The following is a 20,029-nucleotide window of genomic DNA, read 5'->3' on the forward strand; positions in this document are numbered from 1 at the left end:
CTGAATGATAAAATTCTTTAGAAACATCCGAAGACAGCTATTATCTGAAAACCCGCCTGCCGGACGGTCAGGTAAATTCAGCAAATACCTTCTTTATGCAGTTGGCGAAATTGTTCTGGTTGTCATCGGAATATTAATCGCGCTGCAAATTAATCTGTGGAATGAAGGCAGAAAAGAATTCATTAAGTCGAAGGCCTTGCTGGAGGAATTCAAAAAAGATCTCGTTAGAGACACCCTGGAATCAAACTATGTAACCGGAAAATTGAAACAACAGGTAAAAATTGAAGCCTGGGCCCTGGGTTTGACCTCCTATAATAGCAATCAAACTGACAGCCTGAGACGCGTCTTTTTCGGTCCGTATTTTCAACAACCCATTACGGTTCGAACATTCAATAAATTGCAGAATTCCGAGAATCCTAACCTGACTGGTTTTGAAAACCTGCAAAATGAACTAACCAAATACTACACCGATACCAAATACCTTGTAGATGCGTACAATGATGAGGAGAAGCATTACGCATTTGAAAACGAAATAAATCAAATTATTCGGTCGAAACTGGAAATCAATTTAAACGAATTTCCCATGCTTCCTGAGGAAACCAGCCAGGATAGAAAACTCATTGACTTTGTCCAGAGTATTGAGGGAAGGAATTATATCAAGGAGAATTATATTCGCAGAAAAAGTATGATTGATTATTTTGAGAATGTAAAACAGGAAGCAACTGCATTGATACATCGTATAAATGAAAGCCTTGAATCATCCTGATAACTCAATTACTTTGCCTGCCAGGAACGCTCTCTCCAGGTAGCGGGAAAATCCAGAATAAATTTTGTGATATGGACGTCCAGATTGACATCACCCAAAACATAAAAGATCAGTTTGACCGATATTTTAATCTGACGAAAACTAAAACCGGATTTCGGCCGAATCCGGCTATTATTGATGGTGAAATGGAGTACGTTGAATTCCCTGGTGAACTGGAGTTTTACTACTTTCATCAATCCCAATTCAGGGTTCCGGTCAATATGAAATCTGTCAACCCGCCGGATACAAATTGGTTTCTGATCCACATTAATTTGTCCAAAGTTAAGCAGGAAAAAAAAGTAGGAGACGAAACCATTGAATTTTTAAGATACTCACCTATCGGCATTTTGCTGTATGGCCCTGATCTGGAAATTATCACTCCCATTCCTCCGAATGTTGATTCGGAATTGGCTTCCATACATTTCAGTGATACATTCCTGAAATCTTATTTTGAGGACTGGGAAAGCATAATAGACAGGGATAAGAGTTTGGTATATGAAGACCTGGATCCTGTACTGGAAAGCAAGCTGTCAATTGCCCTTTCAGCCATGAACAATAAAATTAAATGCCACGGGCTTCTGCTTGATTTTATGCAGCACTTTTTCGATAAACTTAGAAGTCACCAAAAAGGTGTGAATCCTGGAAAACTTCATCCTGAGGATCTCCGGAGGATCTTTCAAATATCAACGAAATTACGAAATCCCACTACCCCGCAGATTCCCACACTTACAGAGCTTGCGAACACAGCCAATATGGGAAAATCAAAATTTAAGGCTTCGTTTAAACAGGTATTTGGTCTTCCCCCCATCGAATATCATAATCGAGTTAGAATGGAATATGCCAGGATAGAAATTCAGAACAAAGGTAAAAGTCCGACCGAAGTAAGTTATATACTGGGCTATTCCCACCCTTCAAACTTCACAAAGGCATACAAAAAATATTTTGGGGTGCTTCCTTCAGAGTCGAATTGATGTTTTCGTCCAATTGCACTAATCAAGCGGCTTTTGGCATTAATGCATGATAGTCCGTGTGCCATAGTTTGCATAAAAAAAGACGATCATGAGAAAAATGGTATTATTACTGACTATCTGCCTGAGCACACAGGTGATTCATTCACAAAACAGCACCAATTCCCAAAATAGTCCTGAAGCCAACAAGGCTATTGCACGGGCATTCTACGAAGATTTGTGGTTCTCTAACAACACAGAGAATTATAAAAAATATGTTGCGGATCACTATGTGGTTCATGACATTGGTGATCGAAAAGGAGTTACAGAAGCTGCCATTGAGCAAAAAAATATTGCCGATTTCTTCTGGGAGAATGGGGAGCTTGGCGGTAAAATTAATTACCAGGTGGCGGAAGGAAATTTAGTTGTCACGCATTGGACTTCCTCGTTTGATAACCCAAAAACACTGTTAGGTCGTTTCATACTTGGTACTACAAAACCATTCAACATTATCAATGTATTCAGGATAGAAGATGGTAAAATCGTTGAATTCTGGAATCACAGGCATGATATTGAAACTCCTCAAACACTAAGATTTGTATTTCAAGGCCTGCTTACAGGGCTGGTCATTGCCTTGATCCCAACTTTCCTGTTCCTTAGAACAAGAAAGCAATTGAGAAAGGCGTTGAATTCTTAAGATCCGGATGCCAGAGTTTAAAGTGAAATAAATTAAGTAATTTGATCCGGAAAAATTTAACAATTAGATAAAGGTCTAAACCTTATTCCGTTCCTTCTTTTCAGCATATTCACATACGAAGACTTGTTCCTTTCGCTTATTGAAATGAATCCCTGATCCATGAAAAAAATAATACTGATCTCCTTCTTCATCTTTGCGAACAGCCTGCTGGAATCCTGTATTCAAAAAGAAGGCACTTTATGTTACCAGCTGGACTTTTCCTCCATCAGGAACTATTCGCTTAGCAATAACAGCACAGTCGGTTCCGGGGAAACGGTAACAGCTAATGAATATGCACTTTTGCTGGATACAAATAGCAGCGGTAAATATTGTCTCCAAAAAACCAATTTCGGGGGAAATTTGAGAGCTGATTTAGCCTATTCACTAACAGATAAAATAAAAACCATTTCGATAAGAAGTAGCACTGATCTAAACTCAACTTATCCGGCTGGAAGTGAGTTGAAGGACTTGTTCATTCCGATTTCCGTGGCTCCGGGCTGCCAGGATGCTTTGGATTGCTCGTACAATTATTATAATGAATCCCTGATTCAAACACTTGAAGAAGCACTTAATGGTGTAATGGGAGAAAATATTTTCCTCGATAGCAGATCTGAAAGCGAATCAAGCCTGTATTTATTCGCCCTCAGAACGAACGAGGTGATTACTCCGAACCAGCATCAAATCACGGTGCAAATAGAGTTTCAAAGCGGCCAATCATCCGAATTTACTACCGGGGAAATCTTGCTGAACTAGGGTATGCTTGGGCATACCCCGCAAACCCCCTATACAAGGGGCAAAATATGTTCTCATGCGGACAATTGAAACCAGTTGCCTGGAATATTATGGGCCTGGAAAATTGGCTGACCTGCCCTAAATATGACTTGTGGGTGTGAGTGCGAGAGTGAGTGTAAATTCGAGAGCGAGAGTTGATCAAAACCAGTCCACCCCAAACCCCTTATTGTGGGGAAAATACTTCCTTCAACGGTCAAATGAAAATGGCACGCATTCCGCGTGCCATCAAAATAAAGTTCCAGGCTAAATTCAGATCGATTCTACTTCCGCCTCAGGTGCGATCTTGCGGATCAGTCCCTGGAGAACCTTGCCCGGACCGCATTCGATGAACTTAGTGGCACCTTCCTCAACCATCTTCTGAACTGATTGCGTCCACCTTACAGGGGCAGTGAGCTGTATGATCAGCTGTTCCCTGATCGCCGCCACATCAGTAGACGGAAGTGCATTGGCATTCTGATAAACAGGGCAAATAGGTGTATTGAAAGTCGTCGACTCAATCGCTGCCGCAAGCTCTGCACGTGCCGGCTCCATCAGGGGTGAATGAAACGCTCCGCCTACAGGCAACGGCAGCGCCCGCTTCGCACCGGCCTCTTTCATCTTTTCACAGGCGATCTCGATTCCGGCATTTGAGCCGGAAATTACCAGCTGTCCCGGGCAGTTATAGTTGGCCGCCACGACAACCTCATCAATGCCCGCGCAAACGTCCTCCACAACCTTGTCGTCCAGACCAAGGATCGCTGCCATCGTAGACGGATTGATCTCACAGGCCTTTTGCATCGCCAGTGCACGCTGAAAAACGAGCTTCAGTCCGTCCTCAAAATCAAGGGTCTTATTTGCCACAAGTGCGGAAAACTCTCCAAGTGAATGGCCCGCTACCATGTCAGGAGCAAAATTATCAGAAGTTAATGCCAGGATTACAGAATGAAGGAAGATCGCCGGTTGGGTCACCCGCGTTTGCTTCAACTCATCTGCCGTGCCTTCAAACATAATATCCGTGATCCGGAAACCGAGGATTTCATTGGCGCGCTCAAAAAGTGCGCGTGCCTGCTCATTTTGCTCGTAAAGATCTTTGCCCATACCGGGAAACTGGGCACCCTGGCCCGGAAATACATATGCTGTCATAGGTTGGTGTTTAATCTGATGGTCGCAAAGTTAGGGATTTCTGATCCGATCCAAAAACAGAAAAACCGGCAAAAGAAGCATGTCAGATGAATCGCTCCTTCAGCTCCGGCGTGGGAAGCCGGCAAACATCCCGTTTGCCAAACCACCGGTAACGGTTACGTGCTACCCAGCGGTAAACTGCATTCCGGAATCCCCGGGGAAAAACCTTGAATACCTTCAGCGTCGGCCACGCCCCTCCCATCAGACCCGCAATCTCAAGTACCGCGTCGCTTTCGGAAAGCACCCGGCCGTCCCCTGTAAGTAAAACGACACTTTCAGGATTCTCACCCGTAATGATCTCAGGATAGGGAGCAAGTAATTCACGGGCACTGTCAGACTGTAGCGAGGAAAATTTGAATAATCCTTTAGTGTCCCGGTCGATGATGAAATTCACAAACCCGTTACAAAGGTTACATACACCGTCAAAGAAAATGATGTGAGAAGCCGAATCTCCTAGCGTAGGATCTGAACCCATCCCTTTATCGTCTGTTTGGCAGTTGAAGGATCCACTACATCGAAAGTCACCTCCGCCTGGTAATAATAAACACCAGATGCCACCTCTTTTCCGTCATCACTGATACCATCCCAGTCGATATAGATCGAATTGGAATTTTCATCGGTGCGCTCAGAATCACCAAATCCAGTATACGTGTAAACAACGCCACCCCAACGGTTGTAGATCGTTACGTCCACCCGCTTTACAAAGCGTGCACACTTGGATGCATCCACATCACCGCACCGGCCAAATCCTGATTCGTCCACACCTCCACGATCACTGTAGGCGCTGAATACATCATTGCAGCCATCACCGTTCGGCGTGAAGACGTTGGGCAGTTCATAATACGGACAGTTATCCACGCATATCTCCTCGCTGAATTCACCAACATTATTGGAGCGGTCGATCGCCCTTACTTTGTAACAACCTTTGAAAGATGTGAGTGGTTGACCGTTCACATCTGTACTGTGAATAAAGGATTCCGTAGTCGAAGTTCCGATCAAACGATACTCACTGTTCGTGTCCGGTTTGTACCAGATCTCGTAGAAACGGATATCATTCTGACAGTTACTTCCGAAATCAGTTTCCCAGTTCAGGTCGTTACTGAAATTATCAAAGCTGCAGGAAGCTGTGGCGAGAAACTCTTCGCACGACGGCTTGTCCACGGTAATCACAGGAGCACACGGAGGAATAGAATCGCTCGGCTGTGTACAGGTGATCTGGGAATAATTCAGCAGCGGTGTTGTGATATTCGGATTTCCGTAGGTACCCTTGGTTAACACGCGGTAGCAATATACCAGGTTGTTATCCAGCGGACCAGCATCCAGATACTGGAAACCGTTTCCATTCACATCAACGCGGGCAATTAATACGAGGTCTTCCTCAGAATCCCCTTCCAAACCACGGTAGATCAGGTGCTCGGAGCCCGGAGGCGAGGCGATCACATTAGACCACGGCACCTGGGCATTCCAGTTCAACCCGATCTGCTGAAACAGTGGCGTAGGCTCAAGACGAACAGTTGATGCCTGTTCAGAAAACAGTGGATCATTGCTGCCACCTGGTCCGTTGGGAATTTCCAGACGAATCCTGTAGTTGTAAACAAGATCACGTGTATTCAATCCGGTATCACGGATTCCAAGACTGTCGGTAGTCGCACTGTTAATGGTAACGGTTGCCACCTCCACAAAACCACCAGAATTATTGGCACCTTCGTTACGCTCAATTATATATCGATATGGATGCGGATATACATTCGGATCCAGATCCTGTGGAAATGGCTCACGCCACCCGACAATGATTTCTCCGTCGGTTGTACCGGTCTTGTCAATCGACACATGGGTAATGATCGGCTTGTCTGCCGGAACAAATTCATAACACACCTCGTCGGAAACAATACTGCGTGGCGCCCCGGTTGTGGGAAATACTGCTACAATCCGGTAACAGTATTTGGCCGCTGCCACAAGATTATTATCCTTGAAGCTGGTTGCGTCGATAGGTGCGGTTCCGATCAGCTCATAGCCCGCTCCTTCCCTGATCCCGGTTTCACATTCATCCGGCATATAGGGGTTCGAGTCGATCCTTCGCCAGATCTCAAAACTGCTCGCAATATCTCTTCCCAGGTTATCCTGGCATATCTGATTATATCGCTCCCAGTTCAGCAGCAATCCCTGTCCGTCCTGGGTGACGCCGGTAACTTCCGGACTCGGTCCGACCACCGTTATATTCCATGTGGCGAAACTCACCAGGCTTGGCTGTTTTATAGGCGGACTGCCGGTTCTCGGAGGTTTATCCGTGATTTTAAATACGACCTGATATGCATTGGTCCGTACATCAGCACAGGTAGTCTGCCACTGAAAATTCAATCTTGCGCCATTGGGTGAAACGGATTGGAATCTCGCTGGATCAGGAGAGATTGTAACATTTCCATTATTCAGGATTTCACTGAAAACCTCGATTTTCACACTGTCAAAATCGGGATCAAAACCCAGTATCTCGGCATCAATGAGCGTACCAGCCTCCACACAAATGTCATCGGGAATTTCCAGTTCAGGGCGCTCATTATCGCAATCTTCCACGATAATCTGCATATCCCGTGTAACATAGCCCAGCTGTACATATTCACCATCGAGCTTTCTGTATTCCTTCACAATAAAGGCAACCGTATATTCGCCCGTGATCGTAGGCGCATTCCATTCCAGATCACCTGTTATGGGATCAATGGAAAATGTAGCCGCACCGGTTTCATCCTCATTGCTGTCACTCAGATCAGCAGGATCTACCCAGTTGTCTACGTTCGTATCTTTTTCTTTTTTCGGAATTACTAATTCAAAGGCAATACTGTCACCATCGGGATCAAATGCGCCTGGATTATGGAAGAAAGCCACACCCGGACAGGCCCTGTCGATCGGTGGAATCAGCAGCACCGGACTGTTATTACACCCGACGAACGGGCTGATGATGATCTGTGTCTCAACGTAGAATGTGGTATTTACCGAATTACCAACGTTTACGATATCGTCATTCCGGTTTGGCTCGAGATAGCCAATTTTATAAACACCGGGGGAGGAATAGGTATATTCTATGGAAAAAGAAGCAATCCCGACTTCCGGTCCCAGGTCGGGCCGGGTATCCTCCTCTATGGTCGGGAGGACCACAGGATCCGTTCCGTCACCGAAAAACAGGAACCCGTCACCAAAATTGATATCCGAACCCGTATCAGTGAAAACTGTGATCGTGATCTTGACCGTCAGGCTTCCGCAGCCATCCACTTTCTCAACTGTAATTTCTCCGGCACGAAGGTGCGTCGCATAGGTAGATGTCGCCGAAATCAGTAATATTCCCATTACCAAAACGGCACGCAACCATGTAAAAAGCCTCTTGTATATCTTCAAATCAGGAAACAATGCTTCTAATCTCGCTTATGTGAACATTAAATTTAAAGAATAAGTTACAATATTTGTCTAAAGTTTTGTTGCCTTGTTGACAAATCAATGAATTAACGAATTCTATACCCTGATAGTATGCGAGTTATCGGAGATATCCCCCACGAACTATATAAAATAAGCCTTTTCGATTGGAATGGTAAATTCATCATCAAGATCGAAAGCGGCCCGTATGAACAATCCTTTAAGATTGATCAGATGGATATTAGTGAAACCGACATCCCTCAACTCATGGATACGACGTTCATGAAGGGTGTAACCCGTCGGTTTCATGAAATGCACATGGAAATGGCATCGGCAATGGAAAGACTCTGAAATGTTCGTTGAAGGATCTCCTGTTATCGCCCGCTGTCCGCTGGGACAATCCAAAAACCCGTCTTCGGAAGTATTCCTGACGATGGGTGGCATTGTTGTTCGTCATAACGGCAATAAAATGGAGGTTTTTCCGCGGGAGCAGATCAAACAACTGGTAATCCGCCACCGCATATTATGGCTTCCCCTGGTGATAGGTGGAATCATCACTCCCCTCGCACTCGTAGCACTCATCAAGACATTCGGGGCATTCTGGATCCTTCTGATGGTGGTCCTGGGCGGACTATTCCTGATGTATTATGGTTACACCGGAACCGATGCGCTTACGGTATCCACGACCGTGAAAGACTATGACTTTTTCGTCTCCTCCACCTCTCCCTACCTGAAGGCCTTTGTCCAGTTCGCCGGGGCACAGCTGCGAAATAATGATCCGTTTGTTTACCTGGCACCCGGAAAAGATGTTAGCAATGAAATTTCTCAGACCGGGATCGTTCCGGAGGGAACACAAATTTATTTGTCACGGGCTGAAGTACCTTTCGGACATAAGATCCTGGGGATGAATGCACGGGAAAATGAAATCCATCTTCGGTTTGAGATAAACGAACCCCTCACGCATGCCGCAGCCTTTCTGCAAAAGTCGATACCCGCCCACCTATTTCAAGAAGTTGAATAAAAACTACCTATATTTACTTCAAAGTGTCGTAGTATGGCAGAGGCATTAACGGACAAACCCACTCGTAACAAAAAATACAAACCCATTCTTCCCGGAACGGCCGACTGGCCCGTTGTCCGCCTGTCCAAGAACCGAAAGCAGTTCATCGAATACGTTGCACAAACAACGATTGAACGCATCATTGCGGCCAATAAGGGCAAGGAAGAGCTGAGGGAGGAGCTTGAATCTACGCTTTACCTCGAGAAGCTTCGGATAAAACAAAATCCGTGGAAAGTAGACCCGCCGGATGAATCAAAGTTTTGGTCAGGCGTAAAGAACGATCTTGTAGATCTTGTAGGGGGACAAAATACTGTTGAAAAGGAACGTAAAATACTGGGGCGGATTGTGCACCGTTATGCGAACGAGATAGCGGGTAACTTTAAGCAAAGTCATTATAAAATGGCGCGTGAGATGGTGAAATTCGGATTCGCCCGCCTCCTTAACGCCACCCGTGTAAAGCGCTTCGGCGCATTCTTCCGGAATGAATACACACTGCGCGACAAGATCCAGATCATCGGCAAAACTAAGCAACTTCGTAAGCTGGCAAAGATCGGAACCGTAGTGATGGTACCAACCCATTTCAGCAATCTCGACTCCATCCTGATCGGTTGGATCATTCACTCCCTGGGACTTCCGGCATTTATTTATGGTGCCGGTCTGAATTTGTTCAACATCAAGATCTTTGCCTACTTCATGAATAGCCTCGGGGCTTACAAGGTCGACCGGAGAAAGAAGAATCCCATCTACCTTGAAACCCTGAAAACCTACAGCATGCTGGCAATTCAGGAAGGAGCCCACAGTCTTTTCTTCCCCGGAGGAACCCGTTCCCGGTCTGGAAAAATTGAAACGCACCTTAAGCTTGGCCTGCTCGGGACAGCGATGGAAGCCCAGCGCGGCCTGTACATGGAAAATACAGCTGGCAGCCCGCGAAAGATATTTATTGTACCTGTTACCCTCAACTACAACTTTGTGCTGGAAGCACCGAGTCTCATCAAGCAGTACCTGGCTATGAAAGGGCAGGAACGTTTCTACATTGAAACAGATGAATTTTCAACTTCCTACAAAATGACCAAATTCCTTTTCAAGTTTTTTGCCAAGGGGTCCGACATATCGGTTTCCATAGGCCCGGGCCTTGATCTGATGGGGAATTATGTGGATAACAAGGGACGCAGCATCGACCGGCAGGGACGCTTCATTGATACCCGGGATTATTTCTTGACAGACGGGAAAATCACAGCCAACCAGCAACGTGAAGCTGAATATACACGACAACTGGCCGAGGTGATTGTTAAGGAATATCACCGCATCAATCGCGTTTTTGCAAGCCACCTGGTGGCTTTCACCGCCTTTACCATCTGGCGCAAACGCTATAATAAACTGGATCTGTATGACTTCCTGCGTATACCGGAAGAAGAACTGTTTATCACCTACAAGGAATTCAGGGACGAATTCGATCATATGCGGAAAGAAGTTCTCAAGCTAAAGAAACAGGGGAAACTGAATATCGCCCCTCATATGCGTGGTGATCTCGACGAGGTAATTAAGTTCGGAATCGAAAATGTTGGAATGTACCATGCCAAACGCCCGCTAATATTCAATAAACAGGGTGACATCATTACCTCAGACCTGACCACTTTGTATTACTATCACAACCGAATGGATGGCTATGACCTCGAATCAAAAGTATAACAAGCCTGTTGCTGTTATAGGCGCCGGGAGTTTTGGTTCTGTGATTGCCAACCTTCTGGCCCAGCAAAGCGAAGTACTGCTGTACGCACGCGACCCCGCGGTGGTTGAAAAGATCGCACACACCCGGGAGCACCGCGGTCAGGCGCTTAACAGGAATATTACCCCCACAGGCGATCTCATGCATATTGCGAATAGCTGTGATGTGATCTTTCCAATTGTACCTTCATCCGCCTTCAGGCAGGTGATGCAACAGCTGTCCCCCTATCTCCACCCTTATCATATCCTTATTCACGGAACCAAGGGACTTGACATAAATTTACCGGAAGGCACAAACCTGGATGATCAGCCCAAACTGAGCCGTGAATATATCCGGACCATGAGCGAGGTGATCACCGAAGAAAGCGTGGTCGTGCGCATTGGCTGCCTGGCAGGTCCGAACCTTGCCGGTGAAATGGCCGCTGGTCAGCCGGCTGCAACTGTTGTAGCCAGCCGCTTCAAAGAGGTTATTGATATCGGGGAGCAACTGCTTAGATCCGACAATTTCCAGGTTTACGGAAACTACGATCTCATCGGAATCGAGTTGGCAGGCGTACTTAAAAACATTATTGCCATAGCTTCGGGCGCGTTGAGTGGCCTTGGTTTAGGTGACAATGCGCTGGGGCTGTTGATCAGCCGGGGCATGGTGGAGATGATCTATCTCGGAAAAGCCCTGGGTGGAAATGTGGAAGCCTTCCTGGGGCTGGCTGGGATTGGTGATTTGGTAGCAACCTGCAGCAGTACCCAGAGCCGGAACTTCACCGTAGGTTACAGACTGGCACGCGGTGAGCAGCTCGATGATGTAATAGCCTCCATGGAAGAGGTGGCAGAAGGTGTAAACACCATACGTATTACCAAAAAACTCATTTCACACTATAAATTAAGGGCTCCGATTACCGAAGCCCTTCATGAAGTACTATTTGAGGGGATGCCCGCAGAACGGGCACTGCAATTCCTGATGCGCTATCCCTATAATGTGGATATCGACTTTATCTGATCAGAGGAACGACCGGATCTTCTCTGCCATAGCCGACAATTCATCGCCGGAAGGATTCATCTTGGGTCTGGAAAAATTGATGTCACCCATCGAGTTCATAGGAATCAGGTGTACATGCGTATGCGGAACTTCCAGTCCGATCACCGAAATCCCTATCCGCAGGCAGGGAACTGCCTGTTCGACAGCCAGTCCAACTTTTTGCGCAAATAACATGAGATCACCCAACGTTTTCTCATCAAGGTCAAAAATATAGTCAACCTCTTCCTTCGGGATGACAAGAGTATGACCCATGACCAGTGGATTTATGTCGAGGATAGCAATAAACCTGTCATCTTCGGCAATGATATGCCCGGGTATTTCCCTGTTAATGATTCGTGTAAATATAGTAGCCATCAGGCGCCGATTTCCATTACTTCAAATTCCATCTCTCCTCCAGGTGTCTGAATTTTGGTGGTCTCACCAGGTTTTTTACCCAAAAGCCCTTTGCCAATCGGCGACTGCAGGGAGATTTTTCCTGCCTTAAGATCAGCCTCTTCTTCGGAAACGAGCGTGTAAGTGAAAACCGCACCGTTCTTCCGGTTTTTGATCTTTACCTTGGATAGAATGCTCACCTTGGAATGGTCCAGGGTGCTTTCGTCGATCAGACGTGCATTGGCAACAATTTCTTCAAGCTGTGCGATCTTCGCTTCCAGATGTCCTTGTGCATCCTTTGCCGCATCATACTCGGCATTTTCACTGAGATCCCCTTTATCGCGGGCTTCGGCGATTTGACGTGCGATATCTGAACGTCCCTTGGTCTTCAGTTCATTTAGCTCATTTCTGAGTTTTTCCAGGCCCTCTTTCGTGTAATAAGACACTTTGCTCATTTCTCTTTTTCTTTACTCCGGCTATATAAACAAACAACGGTCTCCAGGAGAAACCGTCGCATTCAATTTCGTTTTACGTTAATACAAAGTTAATGTTAATCCGGCGATTTACAAACAGGAAGCCGATCTACTTACCCACCAGTTCCGGAATTTGATGACTGATCTGATCCATGATTTCAGGATCTAACTGGGCCAGATAGAGGGTTTTAGCTTTCATGAGTTGTTCAGCCGTCAAACCCTTGGCACCCCGAAGATCAGCCTTGTACAGACTGGCATTTTCAAAGTTTGCCCCGGTAAGATAACAGTTTTTCAACGAAGCTTCCATCAGAAATGCATTCCTGAAATCCGCCTTGATCAGAAACGCATTTTCAAGGTCGGCCTTGATCAGATAGGAGTTTCTGAAATTGGCTCCGCTGGCATAGGCTCCGTTGAGTTGCGCCTGATTCAGATTAGAATTTTCGAGATTCGTCTGGTTCATCCGCGCATTCTCTAAATTCGTCTCTATGAGGAAGGCATTCGAAATATTGGCCGAATTCATATTCGACCCGGCAAGATTCACATAATTGAGATTAGTTCGGGTAAGATAACAGTTTACGAGGTTCACCTCATTGATCCCATGACGATTGAGTCGTTTAATGTTACCTACGGTCCGGAATGCGGCTTCGTCTGATTCCCACAGGCGGAAATCATCAATTTCATCCTTGTAGGTGCGAATTCGCTGCCGAACCTCGCCGTTTTTGTTTAACCAGAATATCAGGATACCGATTACAGCAATATCGAATAGCATTCCATGCGCTTCGGCCATAACCTGTGCGAAGAAATTATTAAAATCTGCCAGGTAGTATTTGAGGCTGAAACCAATGACCACAATGGTGAGAAACAGCAATACCAGTGCCGATGTAAGAATAGGCTTTTCAATAATTGCATTGATCCGGTCTCTGATTCGCTCTCCCTGCCTCAAAAAAAACATAAAAAATAAGATGATGGTTGTAAAAAAATAACATCCGTAACCCATGGATTCAGCTACCGGACATTTTGTAACTCTTTATACCAGCAATATCTTAAAATTTTATGAAAGGCCGGGCAGGATTTCGGCCAGTTTGGCGGTTAAAACCTCGTTTATTCTTACATATGACTCAAAAGTCCAGCCTCCGACGTGAGGCGAGAGCAATACATCATCCCGCCTCGCCAGGGCTTCAAGTGTTTCCTTCTGTTCCCGGGTGAGTGTATTCAGTTTTTCGTTTTCAAGCACATCCAATGCCGCTCCCCTGAGTTTTCCTGTCTGAAGACCATTCAGAACCGCTGAGAGGGAAACAATCTCGCCCCGGGCCGTATTCAACAGGTAAACGGGCTTGACAAATGAATCCAGAAATACGTCATTAACCATCCCGTTGGTTTCTTCAGTAAGCGGAATATGAAGGCTTACAACATCTGCCTCCTCAAAGATCCTGTCCATGCCAGAGATTGTACAAAATCGGTCGGCATAGTTCTCTTTGTACTTATCATAGGCCAAAACATTACATTCCATGCCCGATAATTTCCGCGCAAAGGTCATTCCCATATTGCCATATCCAATGATACCAACTGTTTTTCCAGCCAGTTCATAGCCGCGGTTCCCTTCCCTGTCCCAGGTGAATCCGCGCACCTCCCTGTCTGCCTTCATGAGATTATTCATCAATGCCAGCAGCATGCCGAGCGTCTGCTCACCTACCGCATTGCGATTTCCTTCAGGGGCATTGATAATCTCAATTCCCCGTTGCTTCAGTACTTCCTCATCAAGGTTATCGATTCCGGCACCAGCGCGGGCCACAAATTTAAGTCGGCCGCTTCCTGCCAGGAGATCTGCATCGATACGTGTCTTACTGCGGATAATAATGCCGTCCAGTTCGGGCAGCATGGCCTTGATCTCATCACGCCGGATCTCCGGATTATAGTGATATTGAATTCCCAGACCTTCCAGCATGGGAAAAAGACTTTCATGCATCGTATCAGCAACAAGACAAGTGATCATGACAGGAAAAGATGAACGGTGTAGAAATAAATACCGAGACCCAGGAGATCATTTATCGTAGTAATGAACGGACCAGAAGCCAGGGCAGGGTTAAATCCGAAACTATCCAGAATGAGGGGTGTGATGGTGCCCATGAAAGAAGCAACCAGTACAACACAAAAAAGTGCGCAGGAGACAATGATAGAAAGACTAATCTCACCACCCGTGATCATATTAAAACCGTATACCAACAGCGCCAGTACCAGTCCGTTCAACGCAGCGACCAGCAATACCTTTAGCAGTCGGCGTACCAGGCTTTCGCTAAAGGCCGACGGATTCGCGAGGGTTTGAAGCACAATTGATGAGGACTGGATTCCCACATTTCCTCCTGTTGCCTGAATCAGCGGTATAAAAAAGGCAATGGCGGTTATACGAATCAGCTCCGCCTCGAATACGCCCATGAATTTGGCACTTACAAATCCGCCCACCACTCCGATGATCAGCCAGGGCAGACGGGCACGGGTGAGCATCCAGACACTGTCATCTTCCTCCACATCCTCAGAGATACCCGACATGATCTGGCGTTCTTCCTCGGCAATCTCCGAAATCACATCCACAACATCATCGATTGTAATGCGGCCGAGAAGTTTCCCTTGCACATTCACGACCGGAACAGCCTCAAAATCATATTTACGCATAACCTGGGCAACTTCCTCGACCGACATGTACGTTTCAACAGCGATCACGTCAGTTTCATAAATGTCTTCAACACGTTTCTCATTCGTGGCGAGAATCAGTTTCTTCAGGGATACCTTGCCGATCAGCTTCTCCTCATTATCTACCACATAAATCTGGAAGATCTTCTCCACATTTTCAGCCTGGCGGCGAATTTCTTCAATACACCGGTCTATCGACCAGTTGACATTTGCCTTGATAAGCTCCTTTGCCATGAGACCGCCGGCGATATCATCCTCATACCGCAAAAGATCCAGGATATTGGCTTCCTTCTCCTGGTTATCCAGCCCGGCGATAACCTCCTCCCGTTCTTTTACAGGAAGCTCATTCAGGATATCCACGGCGTCATCAGAATCGAGATAATTTACGATCTCCGTGATCTGCGGGGTATCGAACGCCCGGAGAAATTTTTCCCGGGTGTCCTCGTCAAGGTCGTTAATGATTTCCGCCCTGATCTCAGGGTCGAGAAGGTCTATTACATACTTGGAATCGTCGGTATCAAACTCGTTCAGAAGCGTACTAACATCCGCTGAATTAACACCTTCGAGTGTTTGCACAATAAAGGCGTCATCGTGATTATCAACCGCATGCTGCAGTCGTTCACGATACTCCTTTGATAGTTCAAATTGCATCAGCTCTTCCAAGACTGCAACTGTTTTGTGAGTTCTACAAATTCGTCGACGGAAAGTTGTTCTGCCCGGGCTCCGAGGGTCGAATCCGGAACAGAATCAAACGGTAAATTTAGAGGTTTTAATGCGTTTCGCAATGTTTTTCTGCGGTTTTGAAAGCCCTGTTTTACGATTTGCCGGAACAGTATTTCATCGCACCCGAGAGAAGTAACCGAATTCCTGCGCAGGCGTATCACACCCGAACGGACCTTCGGCGGGGGATTGAAAACATGGGGTTCCACCGTGAATAAATATTCCATATCATAATATGCCTGCAGAAAGACACTCAGGATTCCGTAGTCCCTGTTTCCGGGTGGAGAGACAAGTCGCTCTGCAACCTCCTTCTGGAGCATGCCCACCACTTCCATCACCTGGTCCCTGTGTTCCAGAACCTTAAAAAAGATCTGCGAAGAAATGTTGTAGGGGAAATTTCCGATGATGGCAAACGGCTCCTGCATCAACGAAGTCAGGTCCATCCGCAGGAAGTCTCCCTCAATCAACACGAAATCAGAATGGTCAAAATTCTTTTTGAGATACGCGACAGACTCCCGGTCGAGCTCAACCAGGGTAAGCCTCCCCCTCCATTGCTCGAGAAGGTGACGGGTGAGTACGCCCGTACCCGGCCCGATTTCCAGGACTTGTGAAAAAAGACCGTCGGCCGACAAGGAAAAAGCGATACGCCGCGCAATCTGCTCGTCTTTCAAAAAATGTTGTCCAAGGTGCTTCTTCGCTCTTACCATGTTTTTTTCTCTGGAGCAAAATCATGTAAATTGCAATGGAAATGCGGCAGATTTTGTGCGGGCTAAAGTAAGTAAAAATAATGAGCACTCATTCGAAATATAAGGAGAAACCCGTAATAGGGATTACACTGGGAGATATTAATGGCATCGGACCTGAGGTCGTCATAAAAGCGCTGGCCGATAACCGGATTCTGAATTACATGACCCCGGTCATCTATGGTTCCACCAAGGTTCTGGCCTTTTACCGGAAAGCCCTGAATATCGAAAATTTCAATTATTCCTCCTTCAAAAATGAAGTGCAGCATAAGAACATCAATGTGGTTAACTGCTGGGACGAAATGCTGCCCATCGAAATGGGGCAAGTTACAGAGTCGGGCGGCACAAGTTCATTCATGGCACTGGAACAAAGCGTAAAAGACCTTAATGCCGGTATTATCGACGCGGTGGTGACCGCTCCGATTAACAAGCATAACATTCAGCGTGACGAATTCAGGTTTGCCGGACATACCGAATATTTTGCCTCGGCGTTCGGTGCGCAGGACAGTCTGATGTTCATGGTTTCGGAAGATCTGCGCATCGGCGTGGTTACCGGTCACATCCCATTGAAAGATGTGAGCAAAAAACTCACCAAAGGCCTCATTAGCCGGAAGCTTAAAATTATGGAAACCTCACTGCGGGAGGATTTTGGGATTGGAAAGCCAAAAATTGCGGTACTCGGACTGAACCCGCATGCAGGTGAGGACGGGTTACTGGGCACTGAAGACCAGGAAGTGATTGCGCCGGTCATAAAGGAATTCAAAGACAAAGGCAAGCTGGTATTCGGGCCGTTTCCTGCAGATGGTTTCTTTGGCAAAGGGCAGTACCGCAACTATGACGGCATTCTGGCCATGTATCATGATCAGGGTCTGATCCCGTTCAAGACGATTGCCTCACAGCAGGGTGTAAACTTTACGGCGGGATTACCCATCATTCGAACTTCACCCGATCACGGTACGGCGTATGACCTTGCCGGTAAGAACGCGGCGAATGAAAATTCAATGCGTGCTGCTATTTTCATGGCCTACGATATTCTCAAAGTAAGGATGAAGAATATGCCCGTTGCTGCCGCAGATTGAAAATATTTCAATTATTTTACCACTAAAGCCCGCTGTAATCATAATTCTTGCTTAATTTTCTTTGAATTATTTATATTTAGCCAGAAATCGGTTGTCCTATGGACATTGTAACACGGAAACAACTCAACATACTCATACAACTTGCCCAGGCCGATAAGCATTTCTCTGAGAAAGAACGGGAACTGATTTATAACCTGGCAAGGAAGAAGAATTTTCCGCCTGAGGGTGTCCGTGAATTAATCCGCGAACCTGAACCTATCGGATCATTTGGCGCATTAAGTGAAAATCAGCGATTTGATTACCTGTATAATTGCATCGATCTGATGCTCATCGATAAAAAGATTTTCGACAGTGAACTGCTGTTTTGCCATAACATCGCTATCAAACTGGATTTTAAGAAATCGGTTGTCGACTACCTGAAGGATAATCTGCATCAGCATGAATATGATGAACTGAAGCATATTGTATTCAGAGATTTCACCTGAGCTTTTCTGTCTATTTTCGAGTCATTCTAATTTTTCGATTCAATATTTACTATTTCAAGAATATTCTTAACTTTGCAACCTTAAATTACCGGGAAAGGCCGTGAAGTCGAAAGAAAAGTATTCCGTTGATATTTTCCGCCTCAAACCAGGAACATATTCGTATGAGTTTGGTATTGACGCGGACTTATTTCAGCAGTTTGAGGGAAGCCCGGTAACAAATGCGTCTGGAAAAGTATTTCTGACTTTAACAAAGCAGGAATCGCTGATCCGGGCGGAAATGGACTTTAAAGTGGGTCTTCCGTTGGTATGCGACCGCAGTTTGCGTGAGTTTACCTACGACATGAACGAAGCGCATGAGGTGCTTTTCAAGTTTGGTGATGAAGAGATGGAGATGGATGATGATGTGTATATCATCACCCGCAATACACAGCGGATCGACTTCTCCGGTTTCATTTATGAGTTCATAATTCTGGCAGTCCCGATGAAAAAGGTTCATCCGGATCTGGAAGATGAATCTGAAGAGGAGATTATATATACCTCCGAAACAGAGCATACTGAAGATAATGACAGCGACGAGACGGATCCCCGGTGGGAAATGTTGAAAAAGCTGAAAAAGAATTAAAAATAACAAGTAGAAAATAACAGAGAGATGGCGCATCCGAAGAGAAAAATATCTAAAACCCGCAGGGACAAGCGTAGAACCCATTACAAAGCGACAGCAAAGCAGCTGGCGATCTGCCCTACAACCGGTGAACATCACCTGCCGCACCGTGCATTCTGGCACGAAGGCAAACTTTACTACAAAGGTAAAGTGGTGATGGAGAAGGAAGTTCTGGCATAAGAATCTGGAATTTTGAAAATTGCCGTAGATGCAATGGGTGGAGATTTTGCCCCTGACGCAACAATTCAGGGTGCAGGACTTGCCGTAAAGCAATTTGCGGAAGAGGACCGGCTGGTCCTGATCGGAATTGAGGACGTTGTCCGGCAAAAGCTGGAGCAATTTAACATCAGCGACGATCGTATAGAAATTCTCCACGCACCGGATGTCATCGATATGGGTGAACATCCGACCCGCGCAATTTCACAGAAACAGAATGCCAGCATACCTGTTGGCTTCCGCCTTCTCAAAAGCCGGGAAGTACAGGGCTTCTGCAGTGCGGGTAATACAGGAGCCATGCACGTAGGGGCCATGTTTTCAATTAAAGCAATTGAAGGTGTAATTCGCCCGGGAATCGCTGGTTTCGTACCGAAAGAAAACGGAGGCTTTGGCATTATTATGGACGTTGGGGCAAATGCAGATTGCAAGCCGGACGTCCTTTTTCAGTTTGGGGAGATTGGTTCGATGTATGCCAATCGGGTCCTGGGAATTGATGAACCGAAGGTAGGCCTTATGAACCTCGGAGAAGAGGAACAAAAAGGGACACTTCTCATGCAAGCCGCCCACCAGCTGTTCAAAATCACGAATAAGGTAAATTTTATAGGCAATATCGAAGGCTGTGACGTCTTTAATGACAAGGCCGACGTAATCGTTTGCGACGGATTTACAGGTAATGTAATTCTGAAACTCGCAGAATCATTTTTTGATATGATTCAGTCCAGGAAAATCAGGAATGAATATTTCGACCGGTTTAATTATGAAGAAATCGGTGGAAGTCCTATACTTGGTGTGAATGGAAATGTGGTCATCGGCCATGGAAAATCCAGTCCGAAAGCGATTGAGAATATGATCATGCTGACGCACAGAATGGCTGAATCGAATCTCTATCTGACATTAAAAGAATATTTTACAGACTAAAAAGGCGCAC

Annotated in this window: 22 protein-coding genes; 13 read left to right on the forward strand and 9 right to left on the reverse strand. The window is 46.0% G+C overall.

The genetic code is table 11. The annotated features are described in order from the left end of the window. Nucleotides 1–4 precede the first annotated feature (4 nt). The 4 genes from LDX50_RS03010 (at nt 5) to LDX50_RS03025 (ending at nt 3,241) form a co-directional block, all read left to right on the forward strand. A complete protein-coding gene (locus LDX50_RS03010) occupies nt 5–766 on the forward strand; it encodes a DUF6090 family protein (protein ID WP_225696928.1) in 762 nt (253 codons plus the stop codon). 71 nt (nt 767–837) lie between these two features. Continuing rightward, nucleotides 838–1,776 (forward strand): helix-turn-helix transcriptional regulator, encoded by a 939-nt coding sequence (locus LDX50_RS03015; RefSeq protein ID WP_225696929.1) that lies wholly within the window; start codon nt 838–840, stop codon nt 1,774–1,776. An 88-nt stretch (nt 1,777–1,864) separates the two neighbouring features. Beyond that, nucleotides 1,865–2,449: a nuclear transport factor 2 family protein gene (locus LDX50_RS03020; RefSeq protein WP_225696930.1), complete on the forward strand. Its 585-nt coding sequence runs from the start codon at nt 1,865–1,867 to the stop codon at nt 2,447–2,449. A gap of 159 nt (nt 2,450–2,608) precedes the next feature. Further along, nucleotides 2,609–3,241 (forward strand): hypothetical protein, encoded by a 633-nt coding sequence (locus LDX50_RS03025; protein ID WP_225696931.1) that lies wholly within the window; start codon nt 2,609–2,611, stop codon nt 3,239–3,241. 288 nt (nt 3,242–3,529) lie between these two features. Here the strand turns inward: LDX50_RS03025 and fabD are convergent, their stop codons facing one another. The 3 genes from fabD to LDX50_RS03040 form a co-directional block, all read right to left on the reverse strand. Next, the gene (fabD, locus tag LDX50_RS03030; protein ID WP_225696932.1) at nt 3,530–4,402 is read right to left on the reverse strand and encodes an ACP S-malonyltransferase; all 873 of its coding nucleotides are present in this window, start codon (nt 4,400–4,402) and stop codon (nt 3,530–3,532) included. 82 nt (nt 4,403–4,484) lie between these two features. After that, nucleotides 4,485–4,916, reverse strand: coding sequence for a thiol-disulfide oxidoreductase DCC family protein (locus LDX50_RS03035; protein WP_225696933.1), 432 nt, complete (start codon nt 4,914–4,916; stop codon nt 4,485–4,487). Further along, nucleotides 4,895–7,780, reverse strand: a complete 2,886-nt coding sequence (locus LDX50_RS03040) for a T9SS type B sorting domain-containing protein (RefSeq protein WP_225696934.1) — start codon at nt 7,778–7,780, stop codon at nt 4,895–4,897. Before LDX50_RS03040 ends, LDX50_RS03035 begins: the two co-directional genes overlap by 22 nt. 177 nt (nt 7,781–7,957) lie before the next feature. On the opposite strand from LDX50_RS03040, the gene LDX50_RS03045 reads away from it, so the two are divergent. From LDX50_RS03045 to LDX50_RS03060, 4 genes are read left to right on the forward strand one after another with little or no spacing between them, the layout of a single operon-like run. Beyond that, on the forward strand, nt 7,958–8,194 hold the full coding sequence (locus LDX50_RS03045) for a hypothetical protein (protein WP_225696935.1): 237 nt from the start codon (nt 7,958–7,960) through the stop codon (nt 8,192–8,194). Continuing rightward, nucleotides 8,151–8,864, forward strand: coding sequence for a hypothetical protein (locus tag LDX50_RS03050; RefSeq protein ID WP_225696936.1), 714 nt, complete (start codon nt 8,151–8,153; stop codon nt 8,862–8,864). Before LDX50_RS03045 ends, LDX50_RS03050 begins: the two co-directional genes overlap by 44 nt. A gap of 33 nt (nt 8,865–8,897) precedes the next feature. After that, complete coding sequence (locus LDX50_RS03055) at nt 8,898–10,592, forward strand: 1-acyl-sn-glycerol-3-phosphate acyltransferase (RefSeq protein ID WP_225696937.1); 1,695 nt, start codon at nt 8,898–8,900, stop codon at nt 10,590–10,592. Then, the gene (locus tag LDX50_RS03060; RefSeq protein WP_225696938.1) at nt 10,564–11,625 is read left to right on the forward strand and encodes an NAD(P)H-dependent glycerol-3-phosphate dehydrogenase; all 1,062 of its coding nucleotides are present in this window, start codon (nt 10,564–10,566) and stop codon (nt 11,623–11,625) included. The genes LDX50_RS03055 and LDX50_RS03060 overlap by 29 nt, the downstream gene beginning before the upstream one ends. On the opposite strand, the gene LDX50_RS03065 is transcribed toward LDX50_RS03060, so the two are convergent. The 6 genes from LDX50_RS03065 to rsmA form a co-directional block, all read right to left on the reverse strand. Further along, on the reverse strand, nt 11,626–12,018 hold the full coding sequence (locus LDX50_RS03065) for an HIT family protein (protein ID WP_225696939.1): 393 nt from the start codon (nt 12,016–12,018) through the stop codon (nt 11,626–11,628). After that, nucleotides 12,018–12,491: a transcription elongation factor GreA gene (greA, locus tag LDX50_RS03070; RefSeq protein ID WP_225696940.1), complete on the reverse strand. Its 474-nt coding sequence runs from the start codon at nt 12,489–12,491 to the stop codon at nt 12,018–12,020. The genes LDX50_RS03065 and greA overlap by 1 nt, the downstream gene beginning before the upstream one ends. A gap of 127 nt (nt 12,492–12,618) precedes the next feature. Continuing rightward, nucleotides 12,619–13,461 carry a pentapeptide repeat-containing protein gene (locus LDX50_RS03075; RefSeq protein ID WP_225696941.1) on the reverse strand — a complete coding sequence of 281 codons (843 nt, stop codon included), beginning with the start codon at nt 13,459–13,461 and terminating at the stop codon, nt 12,619–12,621. A 99-nt stretch (nt 13,462–13,560) separates the two neighbouring features. Further along, nucleotides 13,561–14,502, reverse strand: a complete 942-nt coding sequence (locus tag LDX50_RS03080; protein ID WP_225696942.1) for an NAD(P)-dependent oxidoreductase — start codon at nt 14,500–14,502, stop codon at nt 13,561–13,563. Beyond that, a complete protein-coding gene (gene mgtE, locus LDX50_RS03085; protein WP_225697568.1) occupies nt 14,499–15,848 on the reverse strand; it encodes a magnesium transporter in 1,350 nt (449 codons plus the stop codon). The genes LDX50_RS03080 and mgtE overlap by 4 nt, the downstream gene beginning before the upstream one ends. Continuing rightward, nucleotides 15,848–16,624: a 16S rRNA (adenine(1518)-N(6)/adenine(1519)-N(6))-dimethyltransferase RsmA gene (gene rsmA, locus LDX50_RS03090; RefSeq protein ID WP_225696943.1), complete on the reverse strand. Its 777-nt coding sequence runs from the start codon at nt 16,622–16,624 to the stop codon at nt 15,848–15,850. Before rsmA ends, mgtE begins: the two co-directional genes overlap by 1 nt. Before the next feature lie 80 nt (nt 16,625–16,704). On the opposite strand from rsmA, the gene pdxA reads away from it, so the two are divergent. The 5 genes from pdxA to plsX all read left to right on the forward strand — a co-directional run bounded on the left by pdxA (nt 16,705) and on the right by plsX (nt 20,019). Then, complete coding sequence (gene pdxA, locus LDX50_RS03095; protein WP_225696944.1) at nt 16,705–17,739, forward strand: 4-hydroxythreonine-4-phosphate dehydrogenase PdxA; 1,035 nt, start codon at nt 16,705–16,707, stop codon at nt 17,737–17,739. A 98-nt stretch (nt 17,740–17,837) separates the two neighbouring features. After that, nucleotides 17,838–18,224 (forward strand): TerB family tellurite resistance protein, encoded by a 387-nt coding sequence (locus tag LDX50_RS03100; protein WP_225696945.1) that lies wholly within the window; start codon nt 17,838–17,840, stop codon nt 18,222–18,224. 100 nt (nt 18,225–18,324) lie between these two features. Further along, entirely contained in the window at nt 18,325–18,846 is a 522-nt protein-coding gene (locus LDX50_RS03105; RefSeq protein ID WP_225696946.1) for a YceD family protein, read from the forward strand. Nucleotides 18,847–18,873: 27 nt separating this feature from the next. After that, nucleotides 18,874–19,065, forward strand: a complete 192-nt coding sequence (gene rpmF / locus LDX50_RS03110; protein WP_225696947.1) for a 50S ribosomal protein L32 — start codon at nt 18,874–18,876, stop codon at nt 19,063–19,065. A 12-nt stretch (nt 19,066–19,077) separates the two neighbouring features. Continuing rightward, nucleotides 19,078–20,019, forward strand: coding sequence for a phosphate acyltransferase PlsX (gene plsX, locus LDX50_RS03115; RefSeq protein WP_225696948.1), 942 nt, complete (start codon nt 19,078–19,080; stop codon nt 20,017–20,019). Nucleotides 20,020–20,029 lie beyond the last annotated feature (10 nt).

It is taken from the genome of Fulvivirga sedimenti (assembly GCF_020328055.1).